Annotated in this window: 22 protein-coding genes and 4 pseudogenes; 15 read left to right on the top strand and 11 right to left on the bottom strand. The window is 58.7% G+C overall.

Annotated elements, in window-relative coordinates:
• Positions 1–24: 24 nt before the first annotated feature.
• The 3 genes from V6P94_RS18415 to V6P94_RS18405 are packed head-to-tail and all read right to left on the bottom strand — an operon-like array spanning position 25 to position 4,004.
• Entirely contained in the window at positions 25–2,991 is a 2,967-nt protein-coding gene (locus V6P94_RS18415) for a Tn3 family transposase (RefSeq protein ID WP_338648098.1), read from the bottom strand.
• Positions 2,988–3,806 carry a tyrosine-type recombinase/integrase gene (locus tag V6P94_RS18410; RefSeq protein WP_338648096.1) on the bottom strand — a complete coding sequence of 273 codons (819 nt, stop codon included), beginning with the start codon at positions 3,804–3,806 and terminating at the stop codon, positions 2,988–2,990. The genes V6P94_RS18415 and V6P94_RS18410 overlap by 4 nt, the downstream gene beginning before the upstream one ends.
• Positions 3,807–3,812: 6 nt before the next feature.
• Complete coding sequence (locus tag V6P94_RS18405) at positions 3,813–4,004, bottom strand: hypothetical protein (RefSeq protein WP_338648094.1); 192 nt, start codon at positions 4,002–4,004, stop codon at positions 3,813–3,815.
• Between the two features lie 186 nt (positions 4,005–4,190).
• Here V6P94_RS18405 and V6P94_RS18400 point away from each other — a divergent pair, with 186 nt between their 5' ends.
• Complete coding sequence (locus V6P94_RS18400) at positions 4,191–5,234, top strand: DNA-binding protein (protein WP_338648092.1); 1,044 nt, start codon at positions 4,191–4,193, stop codon at positions 5,232–5,234.
• A 108-nt stretch (positions 5,235–5,342) separates the two neighbouring features.
• Here the strand turns inward: V6P94_RS18400 and chrA are convergent.
• Both chrA and V6P94_RS18390 read right to left on the bottom strand, forming a co-directional pair.
• A pseudogene (chrA, locus tag V6P94_RS18395) lies at positions 5,343–6,114 on the bottom strand (chromate efflux transporter); the annotation flags it as partial.
• A gap of 97 nt (positions 6,115–6,211) precedes the next feature.
• A pseudogene (locus V6P94_RS18390) lies at positions 6,212–6,340 on the bottom strand (Na+/H+ antiporter NhaA); the annotation flags it as partial.
• 289 nt (positions 6,341–6,629) lie between these two features.
• Between V6P94_RS18390 and V6P94_RS18385 the strand changes: the two are divergent.
• The 10 genes from V6P94_RS18385 to V6P94_RS18340 all read left to right on the top strand — a co-directional run bounded on the left by V6P94_RS18385 (position 6,630) and on the right by V6P94_RS18340 (position 14,386).
• Entirely contained in the window at positions 6,630–7,625 is a 996-nt protein-coding gene (locus V6P94_RS18385; protein ID WP_032902064.1) for a zinc-dependent alcohol dehydrogenase family protein, read from the top strand.
• 181 nt (positions 7,626–7,806) lie between these two features.
• Positions 7,807–8,109, top strand: coding sequence for a putative quinol monooxygenase (locus tag V6P94_RS18380; protein ID WP_032902063.1), 303 nt, complete (start codon positions 7,807–7,809; stop codon positions 8,107–8,109).
• 166 nt (positions 8,110–8,275) lie between these two features.
• The gene (locus tag V6P94_RS18375) at positions 8,276–9,400 is read left to right on the top strand and encodes an alkene reductase (RefSeq protein WP_032902060.1); all 1,125 of its coding nucleotides are present in this window, start codon (positions 8,276–8,278) and stop codon (positions 9,398–9,400) included.
• 106 nt (positions 9,401–9,506) lie between these two features.
• Positions 9,507–9,812 (top strand): helix-turn-helix transcriptional regulator, encoded by a 306-nt coding sequence (locus V6P94_RS18370; RefSeq protein ID WP_017735055.1) that lies wholly within the window; start codon positions 9,507–9,509, stop codon positions 9,810–9,812.
• Positions 9,813–9,876: 64 nt separating this feature from the next.
• Positions 9,877–10,845 carry an LLM class oxidoreductase gene (locus tag V6P94_RS18365; RefSeq protein ID WP_044275553.1) on the top strand — a complete coding sequence of 323 codons (969 nt, stop codon included), beginning with the start codon at positions 9,877–9,879 and terminating at the stop codon, positions 10,843–10,845.
• 44 nt (positions 10,846–10,889) lie between these two features.
• Positions 10,890–11,879, top strand: coding sequence for an MDR family oxidoreductase (locus V6P94_RS18360; protein WP_044275555.1), 990 nt, complete (start codon positions 10,890–10,892; stop codon positions 11,877–11,879).
• Between the two features lie 42 nt (positions 11,880–11,921).
• A complete protein-coding gene (locus tag V6P94_RS18355) occupies positions 11,922–12,194 on the top strand; it encodes a hypothetical protein (RefSeq protein WP_338648083.1) in 273 nt (90 codons plus the stop codon).
• Between the two features lie 114 nt (positions 12,195–12,308).
• Positions 12,309–13,622 (top strand): cytochrome c, encoded by a 1,314-nt coding sequence (locus tag V6P94_RS18350; protein ID WP_200656946.1) that lies wholly within the window; start codon positions 12,309–12,311, stop codon positions 13,620–13,622.
• A 28-nt stretch (positions 13,623–13,650) separates the two neighbouring features.
• On the top strand, positions 13,651–14,139 hold the full coding sequence (locus V6P94_RS18345) for a (2Fe-2S)-binding protein (RefSeq protein ID WP_338648076.1): 489 nt from the start codon (positions 13,651–13,653) through the stop codon (positions 14,137–14,139).
• The gene (locus V6P94_RS18340; RefSeq protein WP_338648074.1) at positions 14,132–14,386 is read left to right on the top strand and encodes a hypothetical protein; all 255 of its coding nucleotides are present in this window, start codon (positions 14,132–14,134) and stop codon (positions 14,384–14,386) included. The genes V6P94_RS18345 and V6P94_RS18340 overlap by 8 nt, the downstream gene beginning before the upstream one ends.
• A 39-nt stretch (positions 14,387–14,425) precedes the next feature.
• Here the strand turns inward: V6P94_RS18340 and V6P94_RS18335 are convergent, their stop codons facing one another.
• From V6P94_RS18335 to V6P94_RS18325, 3 genes and pseudogenes are all read right to left on the bottom strand, one after another.
• The gene (locus V6P94_RS18335; RefSeq protein WP_338648072.1) at positions 14,426–17,440 is read right to left on the bottom strand and encodes a Tn3 family transposase; all 3,015 of its coding nucleotides are present in this window, start codon (positions 17,438–17,440) and stop codon (positions 14,426–14,428) included.
• Positions 17,441–17,463: 23 nt separating this feature from the next.
• Positions 17,464–17,697: pseudogene (locus V6P94_RS18330) on the bottom strand (putative toxin-antitoxin system toxin component, PIN family); the annotation flags it as partial.
• On the bottom strand, positions 17,697–17,936 hold the full coding sequence (locus V6P94_RS18325; RefSeq protein ID WP_102605451.1) for a ribbon-helix-helix domain-containing protein: 240 nt from the start codon (positions 17,934–17,936) through the stop codon (positions 17,697–17,699). The pseudogene V6P94_RS18330 and the gene V6P94_RS18325, both read right to left, overlap by 1 nt.
• Before the next feature lie 314 nt (positions 17,937–18,250).
• Here V6P94_RS18325 and V6P94_RS18320 point away from each other — a divergent pair, with 314 nt between their 5' ends.
• Together V6P94_RS18320 and V6P94_RS18315 are read left to right on the top strand one after the other, a co-directional pair.
• Complete coding sequence (locus V6P94_RS18320; protein WP_322144348.1) at positions 18,251–18,493, top strand: hypothetical protein; 243 nt, start codon at positions 18,251–18,253, stop codon at positions 18,491–18,493.
• Between the two features lie 481 nt (positions 18,494–18,974).
• The gene (locus V6P94_RS18315) at positions 18,975–19,244 is read left to right on the top strand and encodes a hypothetical protein (protein ID WP_322144349.1); all 270 of its coding nucleotides are present in this window, start codon (positions 18,975–18,977) and stop codon (positions 19,242–19,244) included.
• A 75-nt stretch (positions 19,245–19,319) separates the two neighbouring features.
• Here V6P94_RS18315 and V6P94_RS18310 read toward each other — a convergent pair whose 3' ends face one another.
• Positions 19,320–19,733, bottom strand: coding sequence for a glutathione binding-like protein (locus tag V6P94_RS18310; protein WP_338648067.1), 414 nt, complete (start codon positions 19,731–19,733; stop codon positions 19,320–19,322).
• 49 nt (positions 19,734–19,782) lie between these two features.
• Between V6P94_RS18310 and V6P94_RS18305 the strand changes: the two genes are divergently transcribed.
• Positions 19,783–20,751 carry an IS5 family transposase gene (locus V6P94_RS18305; RefSeq protein WP_095025422.1) on the top strand — a complete coding sequence of 323 codons (969 nt, stop codon included), beginning with the start codon at positions 19,783–19,785 and terminating at the stop codon, positions 20,749–20,751.
• 285 nt (positions 20,752–21,036) lie between these two features.
• On the opposite strand, the gene V6P94_RS18300 is transcribed toward V6P94_RS18305, so the two are convergent.
• Complete coding sequence (locus tag V6P94_RS18300; RefSeq protein WP_083333486.1) at positions 21,037–22,017, bottom strand: IS5 family transposase; 981 nt, start codon at positions 22,015–22,017, stop codon at positions 21,037–21,039.
• A gap of 59 nt (positions 22,018–22,076) precedes the next feature.
• Positions 22,077–22,304, bottom strand: a pseudogene (locus tag V6P94_RS18295) (glutathione S-transferase N-terminal domain-containing protein); the annotation flags it as partial.
• A 347-nt stretch (positions 22,305–22,651) separates the two neighbouring features.
• Between V6P94_RS18295 and V6P94_RS18290 the strand changes: the two are divergent.
• Positions 22,652–23,245 (top strand): TetR/AcrR family transcriptional regulator, encoded by a 594-nt coding sequence (locus V6P94_RS18290; RefSeq protein ID WP_095030926.1) that lies wholly within the window; start codon positions 22,652–22,654, stop codon positions 23,243–23,245.
• The last annotated feature ends 52 nt before the right edge of the window (positions 23,246–23,297 follow it).

Genomic DNA, 23,297 nt, shown 5'->3' with positions numbered 1-23,297 from the left:
GCAATTAAGCTTATGATTTAAAAGCTAAAACTGAATCTTGTAGTCAATCGGTTTGATCTTCCGATCGAGGTCCAGGGTGTAGTCGCCGAAACGATTGATATGACTCGTCCGATACGGCGACAGCGCCTTGAGCACCGCCTCATCCACTGGGTGTCCCTGCCGCTGCAGATCCTTGAGCACCCTTGACATTTCCTGCGCGTTGTGCAGGATCACCAGATTCGCCACTAGGTGGTTGTACTTGATGACTTTGCGCTGCTCATGCCGCACGTTCTCGGCAATGATGCCCTCTCCGCCGAAGAACAGCCACTTAGTGAAGTTGTTGAACTCTTCGCTCTTGTTGGTGGCTGCGTGGATGTTCCGGCGGAGTTCGATATCGTTGATGTAATTCAGCAGGAACATCGTACGCACCACGCGGCCGAGCTCGCGGAAGGCGATGTACAGCTTGTTTTTCCGGCTGTAGGTCCCCAGTCGGCGCAGGATCATTGAAGGTGTGATCTTGCCGGCTTTGATCGAGATGGCTACTCGAAGCATGTCTGGAACGTGGCGCTCAATCAGCGCCCAGTCGATGGAGGCTCTGAACAGGCTGTTGATATGGCGATAGTGGCTTCCCTTCTCCGGTTTGAAGAAAACGAGCTCCTTGATATTGCGAATTCTCGGCATCAGCTGGATACCGAGCAGATGCGCTAGACCAAACACAGGGGCATTCTGGGCCTGGGTATCACCATGCACGGTGTCCGGCTGAATATCCGAGTCGTTTTTGACCAGGCCATCCAGGATGTAAACCGCCTCGTAGACCCCGCAGGGAATGAAGCGGCTGAACAGGGCGATATACATGTCGGAAACATGGTAGTAGCCGATACCGCCGTAACCACCGTAGCGGATGTGGTACTCGGAAAGCAGATTCTGTTCGTAGACATTCCACTTGGTGCCGTCCGCGGAGGCGGCCTTTCCGCTCCCCCAATATCGCGGCAAGGCAAAGCGGTTGTAGGCGTTGATAGCCGCCACGATGGCCTTGTCAAGCCGCTCTTCGGTGACGTGTTTGAGATTAAGCCAGGCCACTTGTTTGCGACTGAAACCTTTAACCGAACGCGCGGTTTGGGATGCGCCTAGGTTGCAGCCATAGCAGAACAGTGTGGTGATGAAACGCTTACGTGGCTCATCGAGCTTGGCCTCGAAGCCAGAAAGCGGGCCAAACAGGCGGTGCAGGTCAAGCCAACGCTCTGTTTCAGTCAGTACGTCCAAGATGCTTTTGGGTTCGGCGGTTGCCGTGATGGCTTGATCGATGATGGGCAGCTGGGGCGGCGGCTCCCTTCGTTCGGTTCGCCGAATCAGCAGCCCGGATTCAGTCAAATCCACATGCTCGTTATCCGGAAAGTGGTCGTCGACCGTTTGCGCGAGCGCGCTCAACTGGTTGCGCAGGCCTTGGGTGAACGCGGCCGGATTGACGTCCATGCCCACCAGTTCGCCGTAGCGCAGCACTTCCTCCTGATACTCATCCCAGCTCACCAGGTGTTCGCGGTAATCGTCGTATTGATCACTGTGCTCAACGTAGAGGTCGCCGGATTTCAACTCCTGCATAACCTGAGAGAAGATGCAGAGCTCAAAATACTTACGGTGAATCAAGGTCTCACTGCTGGCGGTGTCGCCCTTGGCGAAGATCAGTTTTCGCCACTTTTCGGGCAGCCCCTCCAGCGCCATTTCGGCAAACTCGTCCGCGCCGAGCGTGAGGTATTCGCGGTGGCTGTTGCGATGCCGCTGCAGCCAGTCAACCGCCTGCAACAGCGCGTCGTCCTGCGAGCTGGACTTGAGTGCGAGCACGTCCAGGCACTGAAACAGTAACGATCGCTTGCTGCGGTATGGCTGCAACATGAACGGATAATAGTTGTTGCCGGCGAAGGCCATGTGCTCATCGCACTGGACGATCCAGGAGGCAGGATCGCCCTCAAGGGTTTCGTCGACCTGTGCGAGTCGCTCATCTGACGGCAAAGGCGCTTGTAGGACGGTGAGCACCTCCCGGAATTGACCGATCAGCCGATCCACCTGCTGGACATGGGTCAGGTGGTACTGCTGCAAGCGTTCTTCGGCAATCCGGTGCAGGCTGCGCAGGGTCTTGATGAAGATTTCGGCCACGTCATCCATGGCCTTCTGCAGTTGCGACTGCACCATGAGCACGGCCAAGGTGTAGCGCTTGTTGGCCTTCATCGCCCGCATTTCGGCGATATCGAGCGCTCGCGCTTCCAGTACCATCTGGGTGCGCTTGCTGATCGCGATATTCGTCAGCAAGGGAAGTCCATCGGCCAGCTCGATCAGTCCGTTGATATGCTTGAGAAAGCTTGCAACCTCACGAGCGCCGGGACGCTTCGGTTCGCGCTTGAGGCCATCCCATGCACTGCGCCCCTGGGGCTCCAATAGCTGATCCAGTCGCGCCGTGGCAGAGGCTGGCAATGCATTGGCGACACTCTGATAAATCGACTCGTTGACGCTGGCACGGGCCTGCTGGGCCAGACGGCTGAGCCGTGTAAAACCCGGGAGTTCATAACGGCGGCGAACCAGCTCTTCAATGAGGATGTTGATGATGTCGGGTAGTTCCTGCTTCGAGGTGGCGGCTTGATGAGCGACCTCGTCCTGCCACTGATCGCCCTCGGCATCCAGCACCTGAATGCCCAGATGCACGCGAAGCCGCTGCTGGTGGCGTGGTTTGCTGCCGGATTGGTCGTAACGCTGCAGGGCGACCTTGGCGGGAACTCGCAATCCTGCAAGGCGGCAGATATGTTCAAGGATTGCCGGTGGCGTGGCTGCGAGTGGAAGGAAATAGCCGAGCCGTTGCAGGAGTTTCAGCTGGATCAGGAGGCAGACGCGCGTAGGGGCTTGCCGATACCAGCCAAAGATCAAGACTTTCTCCTGAGGGCCGGGTGTATAAATCGCGCCGAGTTCCTGTGGGCTGAACTCGGTTTTAAGACGCGGATAGGCAGTTTCTTCCGGTCGACTCATGGATCTTGCTGACGCCGTAAGAGCGAGCCTGCCGCGTTTTCTTCGAAGGCGCCGGCCTCCTCGATATAGCCTTGCACGGTGCCGTCATGCCGCCAGCCACCCTGGCGCTTGATCTCGAGAAAGTCAGCACCGGCGCGATGGGCGCTGGTTGCCAGGCCACGGCGCAGGCTGTGGCTGCTCATCTCTGGGGCATGCGACAGACGCGCTTCCTGGGCGCGAGCCGCCAGGATGGCGTTGACGCTACCCACGTTCAGCGGAGCAGCCCCGACTACACCCCAGCGGCTGATGCGGCGGAACAGCGGGCCTTGCTCAATCTGAGCGGTATCCAACCAGCACCGCAAAGCCTTGGCTGGGCAGCAGATGTTGTCGCCGTAGGGGATCGCCTTGTCCAAGCCCTGACCCTCCTGGTCGGTCTTGGAGCGCGGCAGCGTGATCCGTAGACCTTCCCGCTCCCACTGCAGATAGCGAACCTCAAGAGCCACCAGTTCGTTACGGCGGAACGCGCCGAAATAACCCACCTGAAGCAGTGCGCTGTCACGCAATGCAGCTAGTCCTGCCGTCACGCTCAAGTGCGCCACGATGCGCTCCAAATCCTCCAAGAGCAGCGCTTTTGCTTTCTGTCGCGGGCGCCCGTGCACTCGCTCGATACCGCGCAAGGTCTTGCGTACGGTGGCGCTGGCGGTCGGGTCAGCAAAGCCCTGATAGCGGTGCCATTGCCCCAGTGCGGTCAGGCGCAGGGACAAAGTGCGCGGGTTCAACGCTTCCGCGAAGGTCAGCAGGTAACGAATCACCGTGGCTTCATCGCACGGCAGCACGCCGCCCTAGGCCTGAAAGTGGCGAATGGCCGAGCGGTAGGTGCGGCGGGTGTTGTCGGCGGTGGCGGCCGCGAGAAAGCGCTGGTAGCGCTGGGCCAACTGCTCCGGGGTAGCGAGCGTACCGTTGGTACGCGCAAGGGCTGCTCGCTCGTCGAGCAGTACCGGGGTGGCTATTTCATCGTTATTTCTTGTAGTCATCAAGAAACGCCTGTTTAGGCCGCGTGTACCGCAGATTACAGGAGCGGATGCCGATCGTGAACCAGTAACTCACGATAACCACGCTTATCGTCGGTTCGCCGAGGGTTTCGCCGGGCTGTTCTATTCTGTACTTAAACTGCAGTATTACGTTTTCCATACTACGGTACGAAAAAATCCGAGGTGCTTATGGCCCGCCCAGGGATCATGTATGTCCACGTCGCCGCCGCCCAACTCGTTGCTCAAGGCAAAAATCCAACGATCGACAGCGTCCGCGGAGCCTTGGGCGGAACCGGCAGCAAGAGCACCATCGCGCCGCTGTTAAAACGTTGGAAAGCAGCCCACCAAGACACGGTGGCGCACGCGGAGCTTGGACTGCCTGCCGAGCTGGTCCTGGCGTTGAAAGGGGTCTACGAAACAGTGCAGGCGCAGGCGACCCTCCAAGTCGAGCAGTCGGAGCAGACCCATCGCGAAGCCACCGCCGTGCTGCAGGAGCAGTTGCAGCAGGTTTTCAGCGAGCGGGACGCTTTACTCAACGCACAGGCGCAACAAAGTCAGGCGCTGGCCACCGCCCAAGCACGCAGCCAAGGGCTGGAAGAAACCGTGCAGCGGCAGGAAATCACCTTGGTCAGTCTGGGCAGCGAAAAGCTCGGGCTCGAACAGCGCCTGGTCGACCGCGTCGCGGAAATAGCCACACTGAGCCAACACCTGCAGCAAGCGCAGGGGCAGTTCGAGCATTACCAGGCATCGGTCGCGCAACAGCGCGCCGACGAGCGCCAGGCCGCGGAACAACGCCAGCAGCACCTGGAACAGGAGCTGACAGAGCTCCGCCAGCGCCTGCTCGCACAACAAACCCACCTGGGCGAACTGCACGCACAGGAACAACGCTGGGCGCAGGACCACGATCGACTGCAGAGCACGTCCCAGGAGTCGCTGATCCTCAGCCGCAGCGCACAGGAGCAGTTGGCACGGCAACTCGCCGAGCTGAAACAGATCCATCAGGCACTGGAGCAGCGGCATGTCCAGGACGAACAGTGCTTGGCTGATACGCGGACGAAGTTGGCTGTGGCCGAGCGGGAGCGGCGTCTTCTGACAGACCGTTTCACCCAAGCAGAATCCCAGTTGACCGAACTTGCCAGAGAGCAACAACGTCTGCTCCAAGACAACGCGGTGTTAAACAGCCAACTTGTGGAACTCAGAACGTTGCCACCGAACCCGCCGTTGGCATCTTGAATGGGCGTTATGCAATGAGCTTGGAGAGTGTCTAGAAAATCAGGGGCGATTCACGGGCACCGCTTGCGCAGCACCGTATCCGGCAAGAAACGCGTCATTGTTGACCTAGCCGGAGGGCACCACCTCAGCTTGCAACAGCGGCAGCACGACATGGCCGCCACCGAAGACCAGTAACCCGCTACGGAAGAAGGCATCCACCATTGCTACGGCATGACTCGGCAGCAGTTGGGCCAAGACAGGCAACCCCATCAGCAACGTACAGAACAGTGCTAGCCAGATCACTCCGGCACGCTGGCTTACCGCGATCGGCAGCGGATCGTGTGCGCAGTCCTGAGTAGGCTTGAACAGCAGCAGGCCAGCGATGGCAGCAGCAGCAATCATGCTGACCTGCCCCCACGCAGATGGCATAAGTAGGACGACACAGGCAGCAATCGCCATGCTGGTGACACGCAATACGTCCGGGCACAGGTTGCGTGCCCCATACAGCTTGGGCAACCACAGGTACTGCCACCACTTTCAGGCCGTGGAGCGCTCCCGACGAGACGGCATCGCCTTAGTTAGATATACCCAGCGCGAACAGGACCAGGGCAATGGCTGAGGGCAGTGTGAATCCTGCCCAAGCCGCCATGGCTCCAGCGTAGCCCGAGCGGGACAGACCCAAGGCCATACCAATCTGACTGCTTGCAGGCCCTGGCAGGAATTGGCACAGTGCCAACAAGTCTGCATAACTGCGTTCGGACAACCAGCGCCGTCGTGTGACGAACTCGTCACGGAAATAGCCTAAGTGCACGATGGGGCCGCCGAAGGAGCTCAGTCCAAGGCGCAGAAAGATGAGAAAGACAGACCACGGGCTGTGGTGGTCAGTGTGGGTGTTTGTCATGCGTTTGCCTTCGTGCATGAAAGTAGCCGAAGGTTTGCCAGGTACCCGGCCGTCCGAGTGAGGCAAACCTGCTGGGCTGAATAGCTGGCGCTCTTGCGCCCAGGAGCAGTGCCAACGACACACCGAGCATGACCGTCAAAGAGCCTTCATTGGCCAGATTGACGCCATCAAGGCTTACGCCGGCATTGGCGAGCGCAAATAACGGCATGATTACATAGGCGACCCAGATGACCGGCGAAGAGCGAACCACGCCGTGGCGCACTTAGCGGATGGCAGCATTTTTTTCGACAGGGAGAGTTCATAGGCAGCGTAGATAGGGGGAGCAGGGACGGGCATAAAATTATTAAAATTACATATTTACAAATCTATATATGGCGAATAGCATTTGCATGTCCGTGAAGTAGCCACGCACCGGACACACAGACTGAAGCGACGTTGTAACGCGCGGGGCGGCTAACCTGCGCCAGCCAAGGGCTGGCTCGCTGCTCCCATCCCTCAATAGAAGGAGACCCAAAATGACCCGTGTTGTCCGTTTTCATCAGATCGGCGGCCCCGAAGTCTTGCAGATCGAAGAGCTCGAAGTTGGCGCTCCGGGCTCCGGCGAGCTGCGCATCCGCGTCGAGGCGATCGGCCTGAATCGCGCGGAAGCCATGTTCCGCTCGGGTGTGTACCTGGAGCCGACGCATCTGCCGGCCCGGCTCGGCTACGAAGCTTCCGGCATCGTCGAGGCGCTGGGCAGCGGCGTTCACGGCTTCGAGGTTGGCGAAGCGGTCAGCGTGATTCCGGCTTTTTCCATGAACAAGTTTGGCGTCTATGCCGAGCAGGCGATCGTGCCGGCCACGGGGGTTCTGAAGCGGCCGGCGGGCGTCGGCGCGGTGAAGGGGGCGGCGATCTGGATGCAGTATCTGACCGCCTATGGCGCACTGATCGAGATTGCCCAACTCAAGCGCGGTGATGCGGTGATCATCACGGCGGCTTCGAGCAGCGTCGGCTTGGCCGCGATCCAGATCGCCAACAGCGTCGGCGCCATTCCGATCGCGACGACCCGGACGCGCGCGAAGGAGGCGGCGCTACGCGAGGCGGGGGCGGCGCATGTGATCGCCACCGAGGAGCAGGACCTGGTCGCGGAGGTAATGCGGATCACCGACGGCCGCGGCGCGCGCATCGCCTTCGACCCGGTCGCGGGGCCGCAAGTCGAAACACTGGCGCAAGCGATGAGTCAGCAGGGCCTGCTTTTCATCTATGGCAATCTCAGCGGTCAGGAGACGCCGTTCCCGGCCTTGGTAGCGATGAACAAGGCCCTGAGCGTGCGCGGCTACACGCTGTTCGAACTGACCGGTGATCCGCAACGCTTGGCGCCTGCGCAAGCCTTTATCACGCGCGGCCTCGAGGCCGGACAGCTGAAGCCGATCATTGCCAAGACCTTCCCCTTCGAGCAGATCGTCGAAGCGCACCGTTACATGGAATCGAACCAGCAGTTCGGCAAGATCGTCGTCACGGTATCTCGGTAGAGGCAGTTCGTGAAAGACCAGGAGAGGGCAGAGTCGCCTTTCCCGCGACTGCGGAAATGACTCGACGCTGCCCCTTCATCCCCGCCACGCTGGAGCTGGGCGGCAAATCGGCGAATATCGCGTTGGGCTTACTGGAATACGTCACGCATGGTGATGTCGTCGTAACAACAGGAGGTACGTCATGGTCAAAGTAGCGTTGTTCGTTCGTCTGGAAGCAAAGCCTGGGAAAGAGAAAGAGGTAGAGAACTTTCTCTTGGATGGCCTTCCAATAGTGGAGGAAGAGCCAGCCACTACGGCGTGGTTCGGAATCCGCTTGGGGCCGTCCACCTTTGGCATCTTTGACGCCTTCCCGGATGAAGCAGGTCGGCAGGCTCATCTTTCGGGCAAGGTCGCAGCGGCGCTTATGGCAAAGGCTGCCGAGCTGTTTGCCAAACCGCCGTCAATCGAGAAGGTTGACGTCCTGGCGGCCAAGCTACCCGGCTAAGCAAACCCAACAAGGCGCTCCAGTCGCGTCCCTGCCGCTTTGCGGCGGCAGGGACGCGACTGGGCTTGGACGTCCACCGGCCTGTTCTAAACGGAGCGCTCGAGAGGTGCCTGTCCAGGCACTAGCATCTATTTATCTACAAACGCAAATATATAGGTAGTTACACATGAAAGATTCCATTCTTTTCGAAAGCACCACGCTGGGCCCCTACAGCCTGAAAAACCGCATCGTCCTGCCGCCGCTGACCCGTTCGCGTAGCTCGCAGCCAGGCAACATTCCCAATGACCTGATGGCGACCTACTACCGCCAGCGTACCGGTGCCGGCTTCATGGTCACCGAGGGCACCCAGATCGAGCCGCGCGGCCAGGGCTACGCCTGGACCCCGGGCATCCACAGTGCCGAACAGATCCTCGGCTGGCGCAAAGTGACCGATGCGGTACACGCCGAGGGCGGCACCATCTTCGCTCAGCTCTGGCATGTCGGCCGGGTCTCGCACACCTCGTTGCAACCCAATGGCGAAGCCCCGGTGGCGCCATCGGCGATCCCGGCCGAGGGCGTCAGCGTATTCATCGAGACAGGTCCCGGCACCGGCGCCCTGGCGCCGCCTTCGATGCCACGTGCACTGACCACCGCCGAGGTCAAGGAGCTGGTACAGCTCTATGCACAGGCCGCTCGCAACGCCCTCGACGCCGGTTTCGACGGCGTGGAAATCCACTCCGCCAACGGTTATCTGATCAACCAGTTCATTTCCGCGCACAGCAATCAGCGCGACGACGAGTACGGCAGCTCGTTGCAAAATCGCCTGCGCTTCCTCCGTGAGGTGACCCAGGCGGTGGCCGCGGTGGTCGGTAAAGACCGGCTCGGCGTGCGTTTCGCCCCGTTGTTCGCCAGCACCGACGAGGCCCGCGTATATCTCGGCCTGGTCGAAGAAAACCCACACGAGACCTATGTCGAAGCGGTCAAGGTGCTGGAAGAAGTCGGCATCGCTTACCTGTCGCTGGCCGAGGCGGATTGGGAAAACGCACCGGAGCTGCCGGAAAGCTTCCGCAGCGCGGTGCGCGAGGTCTTCAGCGGGCGCATCCTCTATGCCGGCAAATACACCGCCGAGCGAGGCAAGCGTGTGCTCGAGGCGGGCTGGGGCGATCTGGTCGCCTTCGGCCGTCCGTTCATCGCCAACCCGGACCTGCCCAAGCGGATTGCCAATGGCTGGCCGCTGAACCCGGTCGATCCGGCCAGCATGTACGGCGGAACCGCTGTCGGCTACACCGACTATCCGACCTATGGCGGATAGTCCGCTCGAGGTGCCGGCCCCCGAGCGATACGGTTCGGGGGCCGGCGCATTGTCGGTTGAGCGGGCATATCGTAATATAGCAAAAAATAGTTATCGTGCGTGACCTATGAGTATCGACGTAAGCGAAGCGCTGAAGGCGCTAGACAACCCAACACGCCTGAACATCCTCAGTTGGCTGAAGGATCCGCGTCATCATTTCCCCGAGCAGGAGGTGGATCCTGAGCAGGTCGGTGTCTGCGTGAGCATCATCCAGGATCGGGTAGGCCTGTCGCAGTCGACCGTCTCGCTGTATCTCGCTGCCTTGCAGCGGGCGCAACTGGTGACCTCACAACGCATCGGTCCCTGGACTTATTACAAACGCCATGAGCAGAACATCGCGGCGTTCCAGGTGGCCTTGAAAGCGCTGATTTGATGCCTGCTCGCAGGCGTTTTTTCAGCCCTTCAAAATCTATATTTTGAAATATGTAGGAGAGAAGATGTTAACTCCGAATTCCATTCCCTATCAGCAACAACCTGGCTTTCAGCACACCTACCGCCAAGGCCGCCTGAGCCTAGGTCTTTTCTTCCCCCTCGAAGCCTTTACCGGCGATACGCCGAGTATGCTCGACCAAGTGAACCTGGCCCAACGCGCCGAGAAGCTGGGTTTCTCTGCCCTCTGGTTTCGCGACGTGCCGTTACGCGACCCCAGCTTCGGTGATTCGGGCCAGGTCTTCGATCCCTGGGTCTACCTGGGTTTTATGGCGGCACACACTCGCTCGATTGCGCTGGGCACCGCGTCGGTCATCCTGCCAATCCGCAATCCCCTACACACCGCCAAGGCCGCAACTAGTGTCGATCAGCTCAGCGGTGGCCGCCTGTTACTCGGCGTGGCTTCCGGTGACCGTCCAGTAGAGTTTCCGGCATTCGGTGTCGACCCGGAGCAACGCGACAGCCTGTTCCGCGAATACCTCAAGGTATTTCGCGAGGTTCAGCGCAGCAGTTTCGTGCCTTTGACCTGGTCCGGCGGCACGCTTGAGGGGGCCGATCTGATTCCCAAGCCGACGACGGCGGAAATTCCTTTCTTCGTCACCGGCCATAGCCGCCAGACGCTGGAGTGGATCGCCCGCTGCAGTCATGGCTGGATCAGCTATCCGCGTGCACCGAAGACTCAGCAGCTGATTGTCGAGGACTGGCGCAAGGCGGTTCGTGCCGAATGTGGTGAACTGTTCAAACCCTTCACCCAGTCGCTATACATCGACCTGACAGATAACCCGCAGACACCACCTCGGCCGATCCACCTGGGCTATCAACTGGGGCGACATCACCTGATCCCGCTGCTGCACAGCTTGCAGGAGATCGGCGTTAACCATGTGATCATCAATTTGAAATACGGCCAACGCCCCGCAGGTGAGGTCATTGAGGAACTCGGTCAGTTCGTTCTACCTGACTTCGTCATGTCAGCATAAGCCGGCGTGGTGAGGCATCAAATCATTATCCGTGGGGATTGCTCATGAGTTTCAAGGCAGTATTGCTTAACAAGGACCAGCAGGGGTTCTCTGCTCGTGTGACTGAGCTGGAGGATGAGGACTTACCGGCCGGTAGTGAAGTGCTCATCAGCGTTGAGTACTCGACCCTCAACTACAAGGATGCGCTAGCCCTGACAGATCACTCGCCTGTGGTACGTCAATGGCCCATGGTGCCCGGAATCGATGGCGCCGGCCTGGTGCTGGAAAGCGACGACCCGCGCTTTCTATCCGGTCAGCGCGTCGTACTCAATGGCTGGGGCGCCGGCGAGCGCCACTGGGGCTGTCTGGCCCAGCGTGCACGAGTACCAGCCGACTGGCTGATTCGTCTCCCCGACAGTTTAAGCACTTGGGCAGCCATGGCTATCGGTACGGCAGGATATACAGCCGCGCTATCGGTCGATGCCGTGCAGAAGCATGGCGTACAACCCGAGGACGGTGAAGTATTGGTTACCGGTGCAACAGGCGGTGTCGGCTCGATCGCCATAGCGCTGTTGGCGGCCCAAGGCTACCGTGTGGTTGCAGCCACTGGGAAACCTCAGGAGCGCTACTACCTCGAGCAGTTGGGCGCCACGGACATTATCGAGCGCGAGGAACTGGCTGCTCCCGGCAAGCCACTCCAGAAGGAGCGCTGGACAGCCGTGATCGATGCGGTCGGCTCGCATACCCTGGCCAACGCCTGCGCCCAGACCCGCTACCGGGGGATAGTCACCGCGTGCGGACTCGTTCAAGGAATGGAGTTTCCCGCCAGTGTCGCCCCCTTCATTCTACGAGGCGTCACCCTTGCGGGAATTGATAGCGTCATGGCCCCCCACGAGTTCCGTGACGCGGCCTGGAAACGCCTGGACCGCGATCTCAACCGAGAGACTCTTTCGTCTCTCGCCGCAACCATTCCCTTGGACCAAGTTGTGGGGGCGGCGCAGAAGATCATCGATGGCAAGCTTCGTGGCCGCTTAGTGGTCGACGTAAATGGATAGTCTGGCTACTTCTGTACACAGCTCTTCACCCACTCGATCGCCATGCACTTTCTCGTCGTCGACCACCGCTTGTTGGAGCTGCACAAGAGCTCTTTTCTCAGTACCGGTCGCTGGGTCCTCTCAGCAGCGATTCCTCTTGGCTGGGCCATTGGGCTGATGACGGTGATATCACCACCGATCGTGACATTTCTGCTCTCCTTTGTGACCGGCAGCATGGTGTTGATGGTCATTCAGGAGGAGTTTTCGGAGACAGGCTCAAGCTCTTTTCCGGCTTTTCTAGTCGGCATATGCCTCTATTCGGCGCTCGTTTCATGATTTAACCGCGCTGTGCCAACCTCAGATTTAGCTGCCACACGTCAGCCTGAATGGACAGGAGCCGAGCACGGCTATACTCAGCCAGATCAGCTCTCCGGGCTAAGGAGGTCGGTCTTGATTAAGCGGATCTACATCGGCTTGGCAATTCTGGTCGTCCTGGGTGCGGCGTTGTTTTTCGCCCTGGTCTGGCGGCCGACCATCGCCCCCATCGCTCCGGGCTCGGTTGCGGGCTTCCCCGCCGAGCTGGTTGCCAAGGGTGAAGCCTTGGCCGGCGCAGGCTACTGCGCGACCTGCCACACGGTGAAGGGCGGACAGCCCTATGCCGGCGGCTATGGAATGCCTACCCCCTTCGGTGTCATCTATTCGACCAACATCACACCCGACCCGGATAGCGGAATCGGCCGCTGGTCCGAGGCGGCATTCATGCGTGCGATGCACGAAGGCGTCTCTCGCGATGGTTCGCATCTTTATCCCGCATTCCCCTACGACCACTTCACCAAGGTCGCCGACGAGGATGTAAGGGCACTCTATGCCTTCCTCATGACGCGTGAGCCGGTGAGCGCGCCGGCGCAGCGCAATACCCTGCCGTTCCCCTTCAACATCCGCGTCCTGCAAGCCGGCTGGAAGCTGCTGTTTATGGACCAGGGCCGCTATCGGCCGGTCGCCGGCAAGAGCGAAGCATGGAACCGCGGCGCCTATCTCGCCGAGGGCTTGAGCCATTGCGCCGCCTGCCACACGCCACGCAACGTGCTGGGCGCCGAGAAAGCCGCTGACGACAGCTACGCGGGCGCGATGATCGAAGGCTGGTTCGCGCCGGCACTGACGGCTGCCAATACCACACCGCTACCCTGGACCCAAGACGAGCTGTTCACCTACCTGCGCAGCGGAGCGACTGCCCTGCACGGCGTTGCCGCGGGCAAGATGTCGGACGTCGTGCACGACCTGGGCAGGCTTCCCGACGCCGATATCCAGGCAATAGCCGTCTATTTTGCCGACCTCAACGGCTCCTCCGCACTGAAGACAGGCAGCGATGAAGCGCTGGCCAAAGCGCTGGCGACCTCCGCTCTCGGCAGCCGCCTGGAACCCGACGCCGGAGCCGTCCTGTACTGGGCAGCCTGCGGGTCATGCCACTACAACAGCGCAACGACGCCTCTCAGCGTGCGACCGGAGCTTGCCCTCAACAGTGCGCTCACCGCGGCCACCCCCGACACGTTCATCCATATCGTGATGGCTGGAATAGGTCTGGAAGAAGGCATCCCCAACGTGCTCATGCCGGCTTTCTCGCAGGCGCTGAACGATGGCGAAATCGCGAAGATTGCCGACTATCTGCGCCGAACACGCACCGAGCTGCCCGCCTGGGAGCAGCTGGAAGCGAGGGTGGCGGCAATCCGCAGGGAAAGTGCTGGCTCTGCTGACCTGAGCCCTTGATGGAAACGTTGTTCGGAGTCGCAAGATCATGACCAGATTCGAACTCAATGGTCGGGACGTCTCGGTCGAGGTGGCCGACGATACCCCGCTGCTTTGGGTGATCCGTGACGACCTCGGCCTGACCGGCACCAAATTCGGCTGCGGGATCGGCCTGTGCGGGGCCTGTACCCTGCACATCGATGGCCGCGCCATCCGCTCCTGCATCACCCCGCTGGGCGCCGTGGCTAATGCGCGGGTCACGACTATCGAGGGGCTCGATCCCAAAGGCCAACACCCGCTGCAGAAAGCCTGGATCGCGACGCAGGCGCCCCAATGCGGTTACTGCCAGTCGGGTCAGATCATGCAGGCGGCCACGCTGCTCAAGGACTTCCCTGATCCGAGCGACCAAGACATCGACGCCGTCATGAACGGTAGCCTGTGCCGCTGCATGGCCTATGTACGCATCCGCCAGGCGATCAAGCTCGCCGCGGCAGAGTTGAGAAGCGGCACAGTCCATGAAGGCACAACCCATGAATAAGTTCGTGAATGACCCGCAGGAGGCGGGTGGCCAAGGGGTTGCGATCTCACGCCGTGGCTTCCTGATCGGCGCCACGAGCGCGGGCTTCACCCTGGCGTTTTCCTGTTCCGGCCTTGGGCTTCTCGATCCCGCCGAAGCCATCGCCAGCCAGAACTTCGAGCCGACCCTCTGGTATCGCATCGATCATGACGGCCTCGTCACCGTCAACATGGGGTTTGGGGAGCAACGGAACAGAAAGTGCACTTAAGCTCGGATGTCCTGGAGGCGACCTTTCACCGAAGAGATGTCACTGATCGTCGTCTGGATTGCGCAGCGGTCTCAGCTCACCTCGAGCAACCTCTTCCGGTACCGCGAAGGAGTACCGACCCAGCATGTTGATGTGCTCATAGATCAGCGGCGACAGCCGAGCCAGATCCTCCTCCTGCACCGGGTAGCCGTGCTGCCTTAGCCGTTCCACGGCGGCGGTCATGTAGAGGGTGTTCCACAGCACGATGATATTTACCACCAGGCCCAAGGCGCCGAGTTGGTCCTCCTGACCTTCGCGGTAGCGCTGGCGAAGCTCGCCGCGTTTGCCATGGAACACGGCACGGGCCAGGCTGTGCCGGCCTTCGCCGCGATTCAGCTGGGTCAGGGTGGCACGACGCTTGGATTCGTCATCAATGTAGGTCAGCGTGTGCAGAGTTTTCTCGATCCGTCCGAACTCTGCCAATGCCTGGGCCAGACGGGTCGGACGATCCCCCATTTGCAACGTGCGCATGATGCCGGTCGCCGGTACCCGACCGAGCTTGAGCGACCCGGCGAGACGCAGCAGGTCATCCCAGTGCTCGGCGATCAGGTCGATTTTTACCGACTGGCGTGCCAGTCCGTTGAGCTTGCCATAATCCGCGTCTGGGCTCGTGCGCCAGAAGCGGGTACCGCCGACATCGGCTAGGCGCGGGCAGAAGTGATAACCGAGCAGGCGGAACAACCCGAACACCACATCGCTGTAGGCACCGGTATCGGTCATGATTTGTGTTGGCTGCAATTCGGTCTGTTGTTCCAGCACGACCGCTAGCAATACCAGGCTGTCGCGCAAGGTGCCAGGCACCGTGATGGCGTTCAGGCCGGAGAACTGATCGGAAATCAAGTTGTACCAGGTGACTCCCCGTCCGGTACCGAAATACTTCGGGTTGGGACCGGCATGCACGGTGCGCACCGGTACGACGAAACGCATGCCATCGGCGGAGGCCACCTCGCCGCCGCCCCAGACCTGAGCCAGCTCCAGTTGGCTTTGCGCAGACACCAGAATGGCATTGGCTGCTGACAGGGTGTCGTCGCGGAGATAGTTCTGGCTGACCCAGGACAGTCGGTCACGGCGCAGCGCTTGGTTATCATTGCGTATCAGTGGCTCCAGGCCGGTGTTGCAGGCTCCCCCCAGGAGTACGGCACACAGGCTTGTCACTAGGTTATCGGCCCGCGCATTGCGTTCGGACACATGGGTGAAGGCTTCAGCAAAGCCGGTGCGGGCGGCGATTTCCAACAGGATTTCTGGTAGATCGACACGCGGCATCAAGTCGGCCACGGCCGCACGCAGTTGCAGTAGCGAGTTCGGTTCCTCCAGCTTGTCCAGCGCTCCGAGGGACAGCTCAGTTTTACCATCAGCGCTCTCGCTCAACTGGATGGCAGGGTTTTCGGGCAAGCGGGCAGCGACTGCCTGCCACGTTGCATCCAGCTCGACAGACAAGGCGTCCAAGGTGGTTTTGGCATCGATGGTCAGGCCCAGCGAGCGGCAGATGATCGGTCGTGCCGTCAGCCATTCAGCGCCATCGAGCAGACCGATACGCGGGTCGACATAGCGCCAACTGGGTGAAACAAAGACATCGCGACGACGTAGGGCAGTGCGCAGTGCATCAAGCGTACAGAATACATAGGCACCCATGTCGAGGGAGCCATCTTCGCGGGTGATGTGCTGCTGCCAAGCCTTGGCCACGATCTCCTGTGGAGCATCGTCTTCCGGTTTTCTACGAGGTAGGTTCAGTTGCAACCAGTCCAGACTAGCCGCCACACCCTTGCCAGCTGGACTGAAGCCAAAGCGAATATGCTTCAATAGGTCGGGGAGGAAACGGCGCACGCTGCGGTAGCGCTCCTCCAGGGCGAGGTAATACACATCGTTGGCCGGACGGATCAACGCGGTGACCTCTTCGAGGGCTTTCTCCAGAGTGATACGTGGCAGTTCGTTGAACAGCCGGGCGCGGACGTTGTCATCGCTAATTGAGCTATCCAACACCACCTTGCAGGCGGCGGCGAGCGTTGCTGCCGAGCGATCCAGGTCTTTTAGGCTACGCAACCGAGCTTTCTTGTCGGCCCTCTCTGCGTTGCTGAACAGGTCGCGCAGTAAAGCTTCCAGAACTTCCAGGGCGTCGTCATGCGCAGTCGCCTCCAGACAAAGCGCAAACGCCACCAACGTTGCCATCCGCCGCGATGCCGGCAGCCGGTTGATCGCTGTGACCTTGGCCGTGTTGGCAAAGCGTGCCAGGGCCGCGATTCGGCTGGGCGGGATATGCGCCGCTGCGGGCAAGGTGATGCCGATGCCACGCACGTCATCGAGCCGCCGCAGCGCTCGGATCAGTGCAGGCCCACTGATCATCACCGGGCCGAAGCGCAATTGATCCAGGCGGGAGTAGCGGTTACCTTCGACTACTACCAGTAATTCTTGCAGGTGCTGTCTCTGTTCATCGGTCACGCTGCGGCTCAAGGTGAGCCAGAGGCGTTCTTCGACCCGACTGCGCAGTTGCGCGATAAACCGCTCCAGTACGGTTACGCCAGGCAGTAAAACCTTGTGCGTCAGCAACCAGGTCGTCGCCCGATTGAACAGCTCACCAGGACGATCTGTCCCTGTCCAGCAGAGCGTATATAGCCAGCGAGCAAGTCGAAAGCCGACGCTGGAGTCAGCAAACACTTGATAGCCATAACGCTCCTGAATCTCGCCGGCATGACGTTGACGTTGACGTTGACGTTGACGCTGACGGGTTTCAGCATAGGCCAGGATGCAAGTCGGATCATTGATGCCGAGCTGACGACTGAGCGCTTGCAGCACCTCATCCGGAACGGCTGAAAAGTCTTCAGGGAAGGTGCCCAGGTAGCGGACGCTGGTCAGTTGCGTGGCGTAGCCGAGGCGGTTGTGTTCGCCGCGCAGCGGCAGGAGGGCTTTGTGGTCGTCATCGCTCAGGTGAAAATAGCGTTCCAGCTCTTCGCGGCTAGGAGGATCGACATAGCGACCAAAGCCGTCGCGTTGCTCTTGAGTCAGAAAGTCAACCGGCATCGATCACAGTACCTCGGTGCAGACCGCTCCAGTACCATCGCCCGTTGCAGGTTATTGATCATGGCACCCACGTTGGCAAGCTGCAGGATAGCCTGAAGCTTGGGGTAACGACTGGCGCGACGAATTTCATCGAGCTGTGCCCGTGAGGTCACTACCTCGAAACGTGCCGCCCGCCAAGCCTGGTAGATCGCATCGGACGCGCCATGCGGTGAAATCAGCGCGCTGAACAAGATGTTGGTATCCAACACGACCCGCATCAGCGCCTACGTGCCCAGTGGAGCGCTTGATCAACTGCTTCGGTCAGTTCTGCCTCATTCAGAGGGGCGTTAGCGGCCTTGGCCTGTTCGGCGCTCAGTACAAGGATGTGTGCCCGCACCGTTTCTTCGATGAAGCGCGACAGATCGCCCTTATGTCCACCGCCTTGGCTGGCTAGAAACATGCGAAGCGATTGGTCAGTGTCGGTGGAGACAGCGACGTTCCAGCGAGTGGTTTTCATGATTTTCTCGTCGAAAGGTGTTTATGTGCCTATACACTCACCATACGCCACTCTGCAACAGTTCGAATAAACCTTAGTTTTGTCTAACTTTGACGCGACATGACTCATATCAATTTAAGAGAACAGCACCAATTGATGAGCTCTGACCCACCTTGTGCATGGGATTTCTGACAAGCAAGCATTCAGAAACGCTATGCATCATCTTTGTCTATGCTCAAAACTCCCCTTCAAGAAAGTGAGGCATGGAGCATGGCGCCGGAGACACTGTTCATTACCGAGCGTGGTCTGTTGACGAACAGAAAAGACCCCACGACATGACCCAGACCGAGAAAACCCCTGAGCAACTTCAAGCGCGCATTGCCGAGTTGAAAGCCCAGTATCAGCAGCTGCAGGACAATTACGACGATGAAGTTCTCTTGTGCTCAAGCCTGCTGCGCGCCTTGGTCAACGCTGACGCTGGCTTCTGTGAGACGCTGGTCAAGCATGCCTATTGCTCGGCTGAGCGTAAGGCCGACGCGCTGGATTACCTCGTCGATGCACGCGCGGGGTATGGCTGAGTGGACTGATCATAACGGCGTTTTCGTTCAATCGCCCCCCACAAACAGGCCCACTGCGGTGGGCTTTTTTGCGTCGGCTGGACGCCACAACCCTATAGACTGGTCCATCAGTCATAGTGCGAGTGGTTAATCCACAGGTCGTCCCTTCCCCGATAGGAAACGCTGTAATGCCATTAACCATCACTAATCCTTACCGTCTGCGTTTGGAGTGCCTCCGTAACGTGTCGCCAGGCTGCGCGGACTTGGCCGGACGCATTGTTGTGGCGTTACGTACTGAAGTCATGACCCTATCCACCGCGACTCTAATCGAGGATTTATTCGATCACCTGGACGCAATTGCCGCGCAGCACAGCGGTAGTGTCACGCGTCTGGGTATATGGATGATGGGCTTGATCCACGCCAAAGCGTTGCTAAGCACGGAGGTAGAGACGTTCCTCTCTGACGCCGCCACTTTGGGCGGCCCATCCAGTGTGGGGCCGGCATGAGGGAAGGCATTCACGAAGACGCGCTACGGGCCATGCTCGAGGGCGGCGCGGTGCGTGAGGTGCTGGTCAGCCGGCACGGCGAAAAATGGGGTTTGGGGATTCGCCTGGGCGGCGCCGGATCACGCTGGCTGCCGATCCGCTCGCGGCGCGAAGCGCTGCGCACCTGGGCCAGTTTGACCGCCGTGGGACGCTTTGCCGAAGCCCAGGGCGTGAAGGGGTTTATGGTAAATCAGAGCAGCATCAGTGCAGCAAGGGCGCGGCTCTGATGCTCCGCTTCCGACCAACAAAGGTCGGTGGCGATAGTGAGAAGCGTACTAAAAGTGGACCGTACTAGGAGCGATTCAGTTTGCGTCGATTCTCAGTGCGCGTATATAGCTATTCTGATTTTCAAGGTTGCGAACATAGCGCTCAATATGTAATTTGCTCCCAGGTTTTAGCCAATTGAGTGCGCCTTTCACGACAAACCCCAGCATGAAGTCTGCTCCTGTGAGTCGATCTTCGACTAAGAATCTCCTACCCTTTAGATAGTCGTCTAAATATGAAAAAACTTTATCAAATTCCGCTCCGGCGTAATCTTCGAGAAACTTGAGATCAGTTCCAGATTTAATTTCAAATTCGTTAAATACCTTCAACAAAAATGGCAGCATTGCTGAGCTTTCTGAAAAGTGAATCCATGTTAGGTAATCGATGTACTCAGCTGAATCTTCATCAGGCGCTAAGTGAGGCGCAAATCGCTTTAGGGAAACTCCGAACAAGTCTCCAAGTATGCTGAAATACAGCCTCACCACCTGCCCCGAGTGCGTCATGAGCCAGATGAGCTTTTCCGATTTCGAATACGCGGGCAAGCGCAAGCAAACACGCCGCGAACGGTTCCTCGCCGAGATGGATCAGGTCGTGCCCTGGAGCGGTTTACTGGCGTTGATCGAGCCGTATTATCCGAAGGCTGGTGGTGGCCGAAAACCGTATCCGCTGGAAACCATGCTGCGCATTCACTTGCTGCAAAACTGGTTCTCGCTGAGCGATCCTGCCATGGAAGAAGCGCTGTATGAAATCACGCCCATGCGCCAGTTTGCGCACTTGACCCTGAGCGCGCCGATCCCTGAAGACACCACGATCATGAACTTCCGACACCTGCTGGAGAATCATAAGTTGGCGCCGGCGATCCTGGCGGTCATCAACGGTTATTTGCAGGAGAAAGGCCTCTCGCTGCGCCAGGGCACCATCGTCGATGCGACGATTATCCACGCGCCCAGTTCGACTAAAAACGAGCACGGTAAACGCGATCCAGAGATGCATCAGACGAAGAAAGGCAATCAATATTTCTTCGGAATGAAGGCCCATATTGGTGCCGACGTTGAGTCGGGGCTGGTTCACCACGTTCACGGCACCGCGGCGAATGTAGCCGATGTCACTCAGGTTGCCGAACTGCTGCACGGCGAGGAAAACGCGGTCTACGCTGATGCTGGTTACACCGGTGTCGAGAAGCGCGAAGAGCATGAAAACCGTGAAGTGGTTTGGCAAATCGCCGCGCGACGCAGCACCTATTCCAAGCTGAGCAAGCGCAGCGTGCTGTACAAAGCCAAGCGCAAAATCGAGTACCTCAAGGCCCAGACACGGGCCAAGGTCGAACACCCATTTCGGGTGATCAAACGTCAGTTCGGTTATGTGAAAGTGCGCTTTCGCGGCCTGATGAAAAACACCGCTCAATTGACCACGCTGTTTGCCTTGTCCAATTTATGGATGGCTCGAAAAAAGCTGATGGGTATGGGCTAATTACGCACGTAACACGGAGAAATGGGCTGACAAGCTCGCCAAGGTGGCGCGTACGGGATATTTCGCGGTCAATAGCGCCAAATTCAGCGGGATTTTCAACTTACTGCGCGGTTGCGGCAAGTTGATCGGAGCTTCCTTAGGGATGGTCTGAAGTAGGCCGCTATTTTTCGACTGCTGAGCCATAGGCGCTTTCAAAAAACGGCAGCCGTTCAAAATCGATCAAGTCTGCCGCCTATTCCATCCATTTTTGCCGCTGCACGCGCCTCGCAGCAGCTATTTCACTCATTACGGACGCACCTCTCCTACGCTGGAGAGCAAATATCGACGCGCCATCCACAGGTTTGACAGGGCGAACAGCGTCACCATCTGAGCAGTGTTCTTCACCAAGCCTCGGAAGCGCACTTTCGTATAACCAAACTGGCGCTTGATCACCCGAAATGGATGCTCAACCTTGGCGCGAAACTGGGCCTTGGCTTTCTCGATCTTGCGCATCGCTTTGTACAACGCGCTGCGTTTACCGTGTTTTTTGTAGGTACTGCGCCGGGCTGCAATCTGCCAGATGACGTGGCGTCCCGCATGCTCTTCGCGCTTCTCGACACCGGTATAGCCTGCATCGGCGCAGACCACGTTCTCAGCACCGTGTAGCAATTTGTCGACTTGGGTTATATCCGCGACGTTGGCCGCAGTGACCACCACGCTGTGCACCAGCCCTGACTCATCGTCGACACCAATGTGAGCTTTGGCACCGAAGTAATACTGGTTACCTTTCTTTGTCTGGTGCATTTCCGGGTCGCGTTTGCCGTCCTTGTTCTTGGTCGAACTGGGCGCATGAATCAGCGTGGCATCGACGATGGTGCCTTGTCGCAGTGACAAGCCACGGTCGCCCAGATAGCCATTGATCACGCCGAGAATACCAGCGGCCAACTCGTGCTTTTCCAGCAGGCGACGGAAGTTGAGGATGGTAGTTTCATCTGGGATCCGCTCCAGGCTCAGACCGGAAAACTGGCGCAAGATCGTCGTCTCGTACAGAGCTTCCTCCATCGCAGGATCGCTGTAACCGAACCAGTTCTGCATGAGATGAACCCGCAGCATCGCCATCAAAGGATAGGCAGGACGACCACCTTCGCCCTTCGGGTAATGAGGCTCGATCAGGGCAATCAAACCCTTCCAGGGTACGACACGATCCATCTCGATCAGGAACAATTCCTTGCGGGTCTGCTTGCGCTTACCGGCGTACTCGGCATCGGCGAAGGTCATCTGCTTCATTGAAAAGCTCGGCGATTGGTGTCCGGGGATTTTGCCAAATCAGGAAGTCTTTTTCAGGATTTCCTTAGCAGAATTTCCATCATCGCACCCGACTCAGCAATAACCTTGCCATCTAACTCAATAACCGGCGATTTGCCGAGTGGGTGCATGGCCTTGAGTGAAGCGGGGGCTAAATGGGTTTTTTCATCGCGCTGGTATTTGATCAACTCATAAGGCTGGCCTATTTCCTCCAGTAGCCAGAGGATACGAATCGAGCGTGAAGCATTCAGGTGGTGAAGTTTTATCATCATTTTAACTCCGACGGGGTGTGCGCTGGCCCATTAGGCGCAGTGCTGATGGTGTGGTCATTAGACGGTGGCTCGCATGCTACTCGGTTACTAGTCAACCGGTCTACTACTGCTTAATTAGGCTCAGCGCTGCATATTTTGCCTACGGATTGGACTCCCTATGGTGCGATTTACGTTAAGGCTTGATTGGCTGCTGTAAGCGCCGGAGGGTGGCAGGCGCGTCTAGATTTAGCTGAATCGAGCTTTTCGATGCCGCATGAGGTGGGTGGCGGATTGGCAGTGTTGCTATAGTAGAGCATTGACATTCAAAGTAGACGACTGGTCTAATTTTTTGGTAATCTTCCGCAATGAAGCAGACTTACGATGATACGCGCCAACATTTACTCGACACCGGCCATCGCATGATGGTGGTTAAGGGCTTTACGGGTGTGGGACTTAACGAGATTTTGCAGGCGGCCAGCGTGCCGAAAGGCTCGTTCTACCATTACTTCAAGTCCAAGGAGCAATACGGCCAGTCCTTGCTGGAGGATTACTTCCGCACTTATTTGGCGAACATGGACGAGCGTTTCGCGGTAAGGGGCAATACTGCCCGCGAGCGGCTCATGGGCTATTGGCAGAAGTGGCTTGATAGCTATTGCGAGCCCTGCGATGAGCAGAAGTGTCTGGTCGTGAAGCTGAGCGCCGAGGTGGCGGACTTGTCCGAGTCAATGCGCATTACGCTGCGTGATGGATCAGATCAAATAATTGAACGTATCGCTGGCTGTATCGAGCAGGGGCAGCGCGACGGCTCGTTACCGCAAGGTGATGCTTACCGAACAGCGACAGCCCTTTACCAGCTTTGGCTCGGAGCCAGCCTGCTGAGCAAACTCCACCGTAATAGTCGGTCGCTGGAAAACGCCAAAGCTACGACCTTGGCCATGCTGGCGTTTAATCAAGCCTGATGATGAGATTTCCCACCCGTAGGTGGGTGTTCTCTATCATATTTGTAGCAGA

Source organism: Pseudomonas sp. ML2-2023-3 (genome assembly GCF_037055275.1).
Taxonomy (GTDB): Bacteria; Pseudomonadota; Gammaproteobacteria; order Pseudomonadales; family Pseudomonadaceae; genus Aquipseudomonas.
Note: the sequence above shows the minus strand (reverse complement) of the source record. Positions and strands in the feature narration are given on the sequence as shown.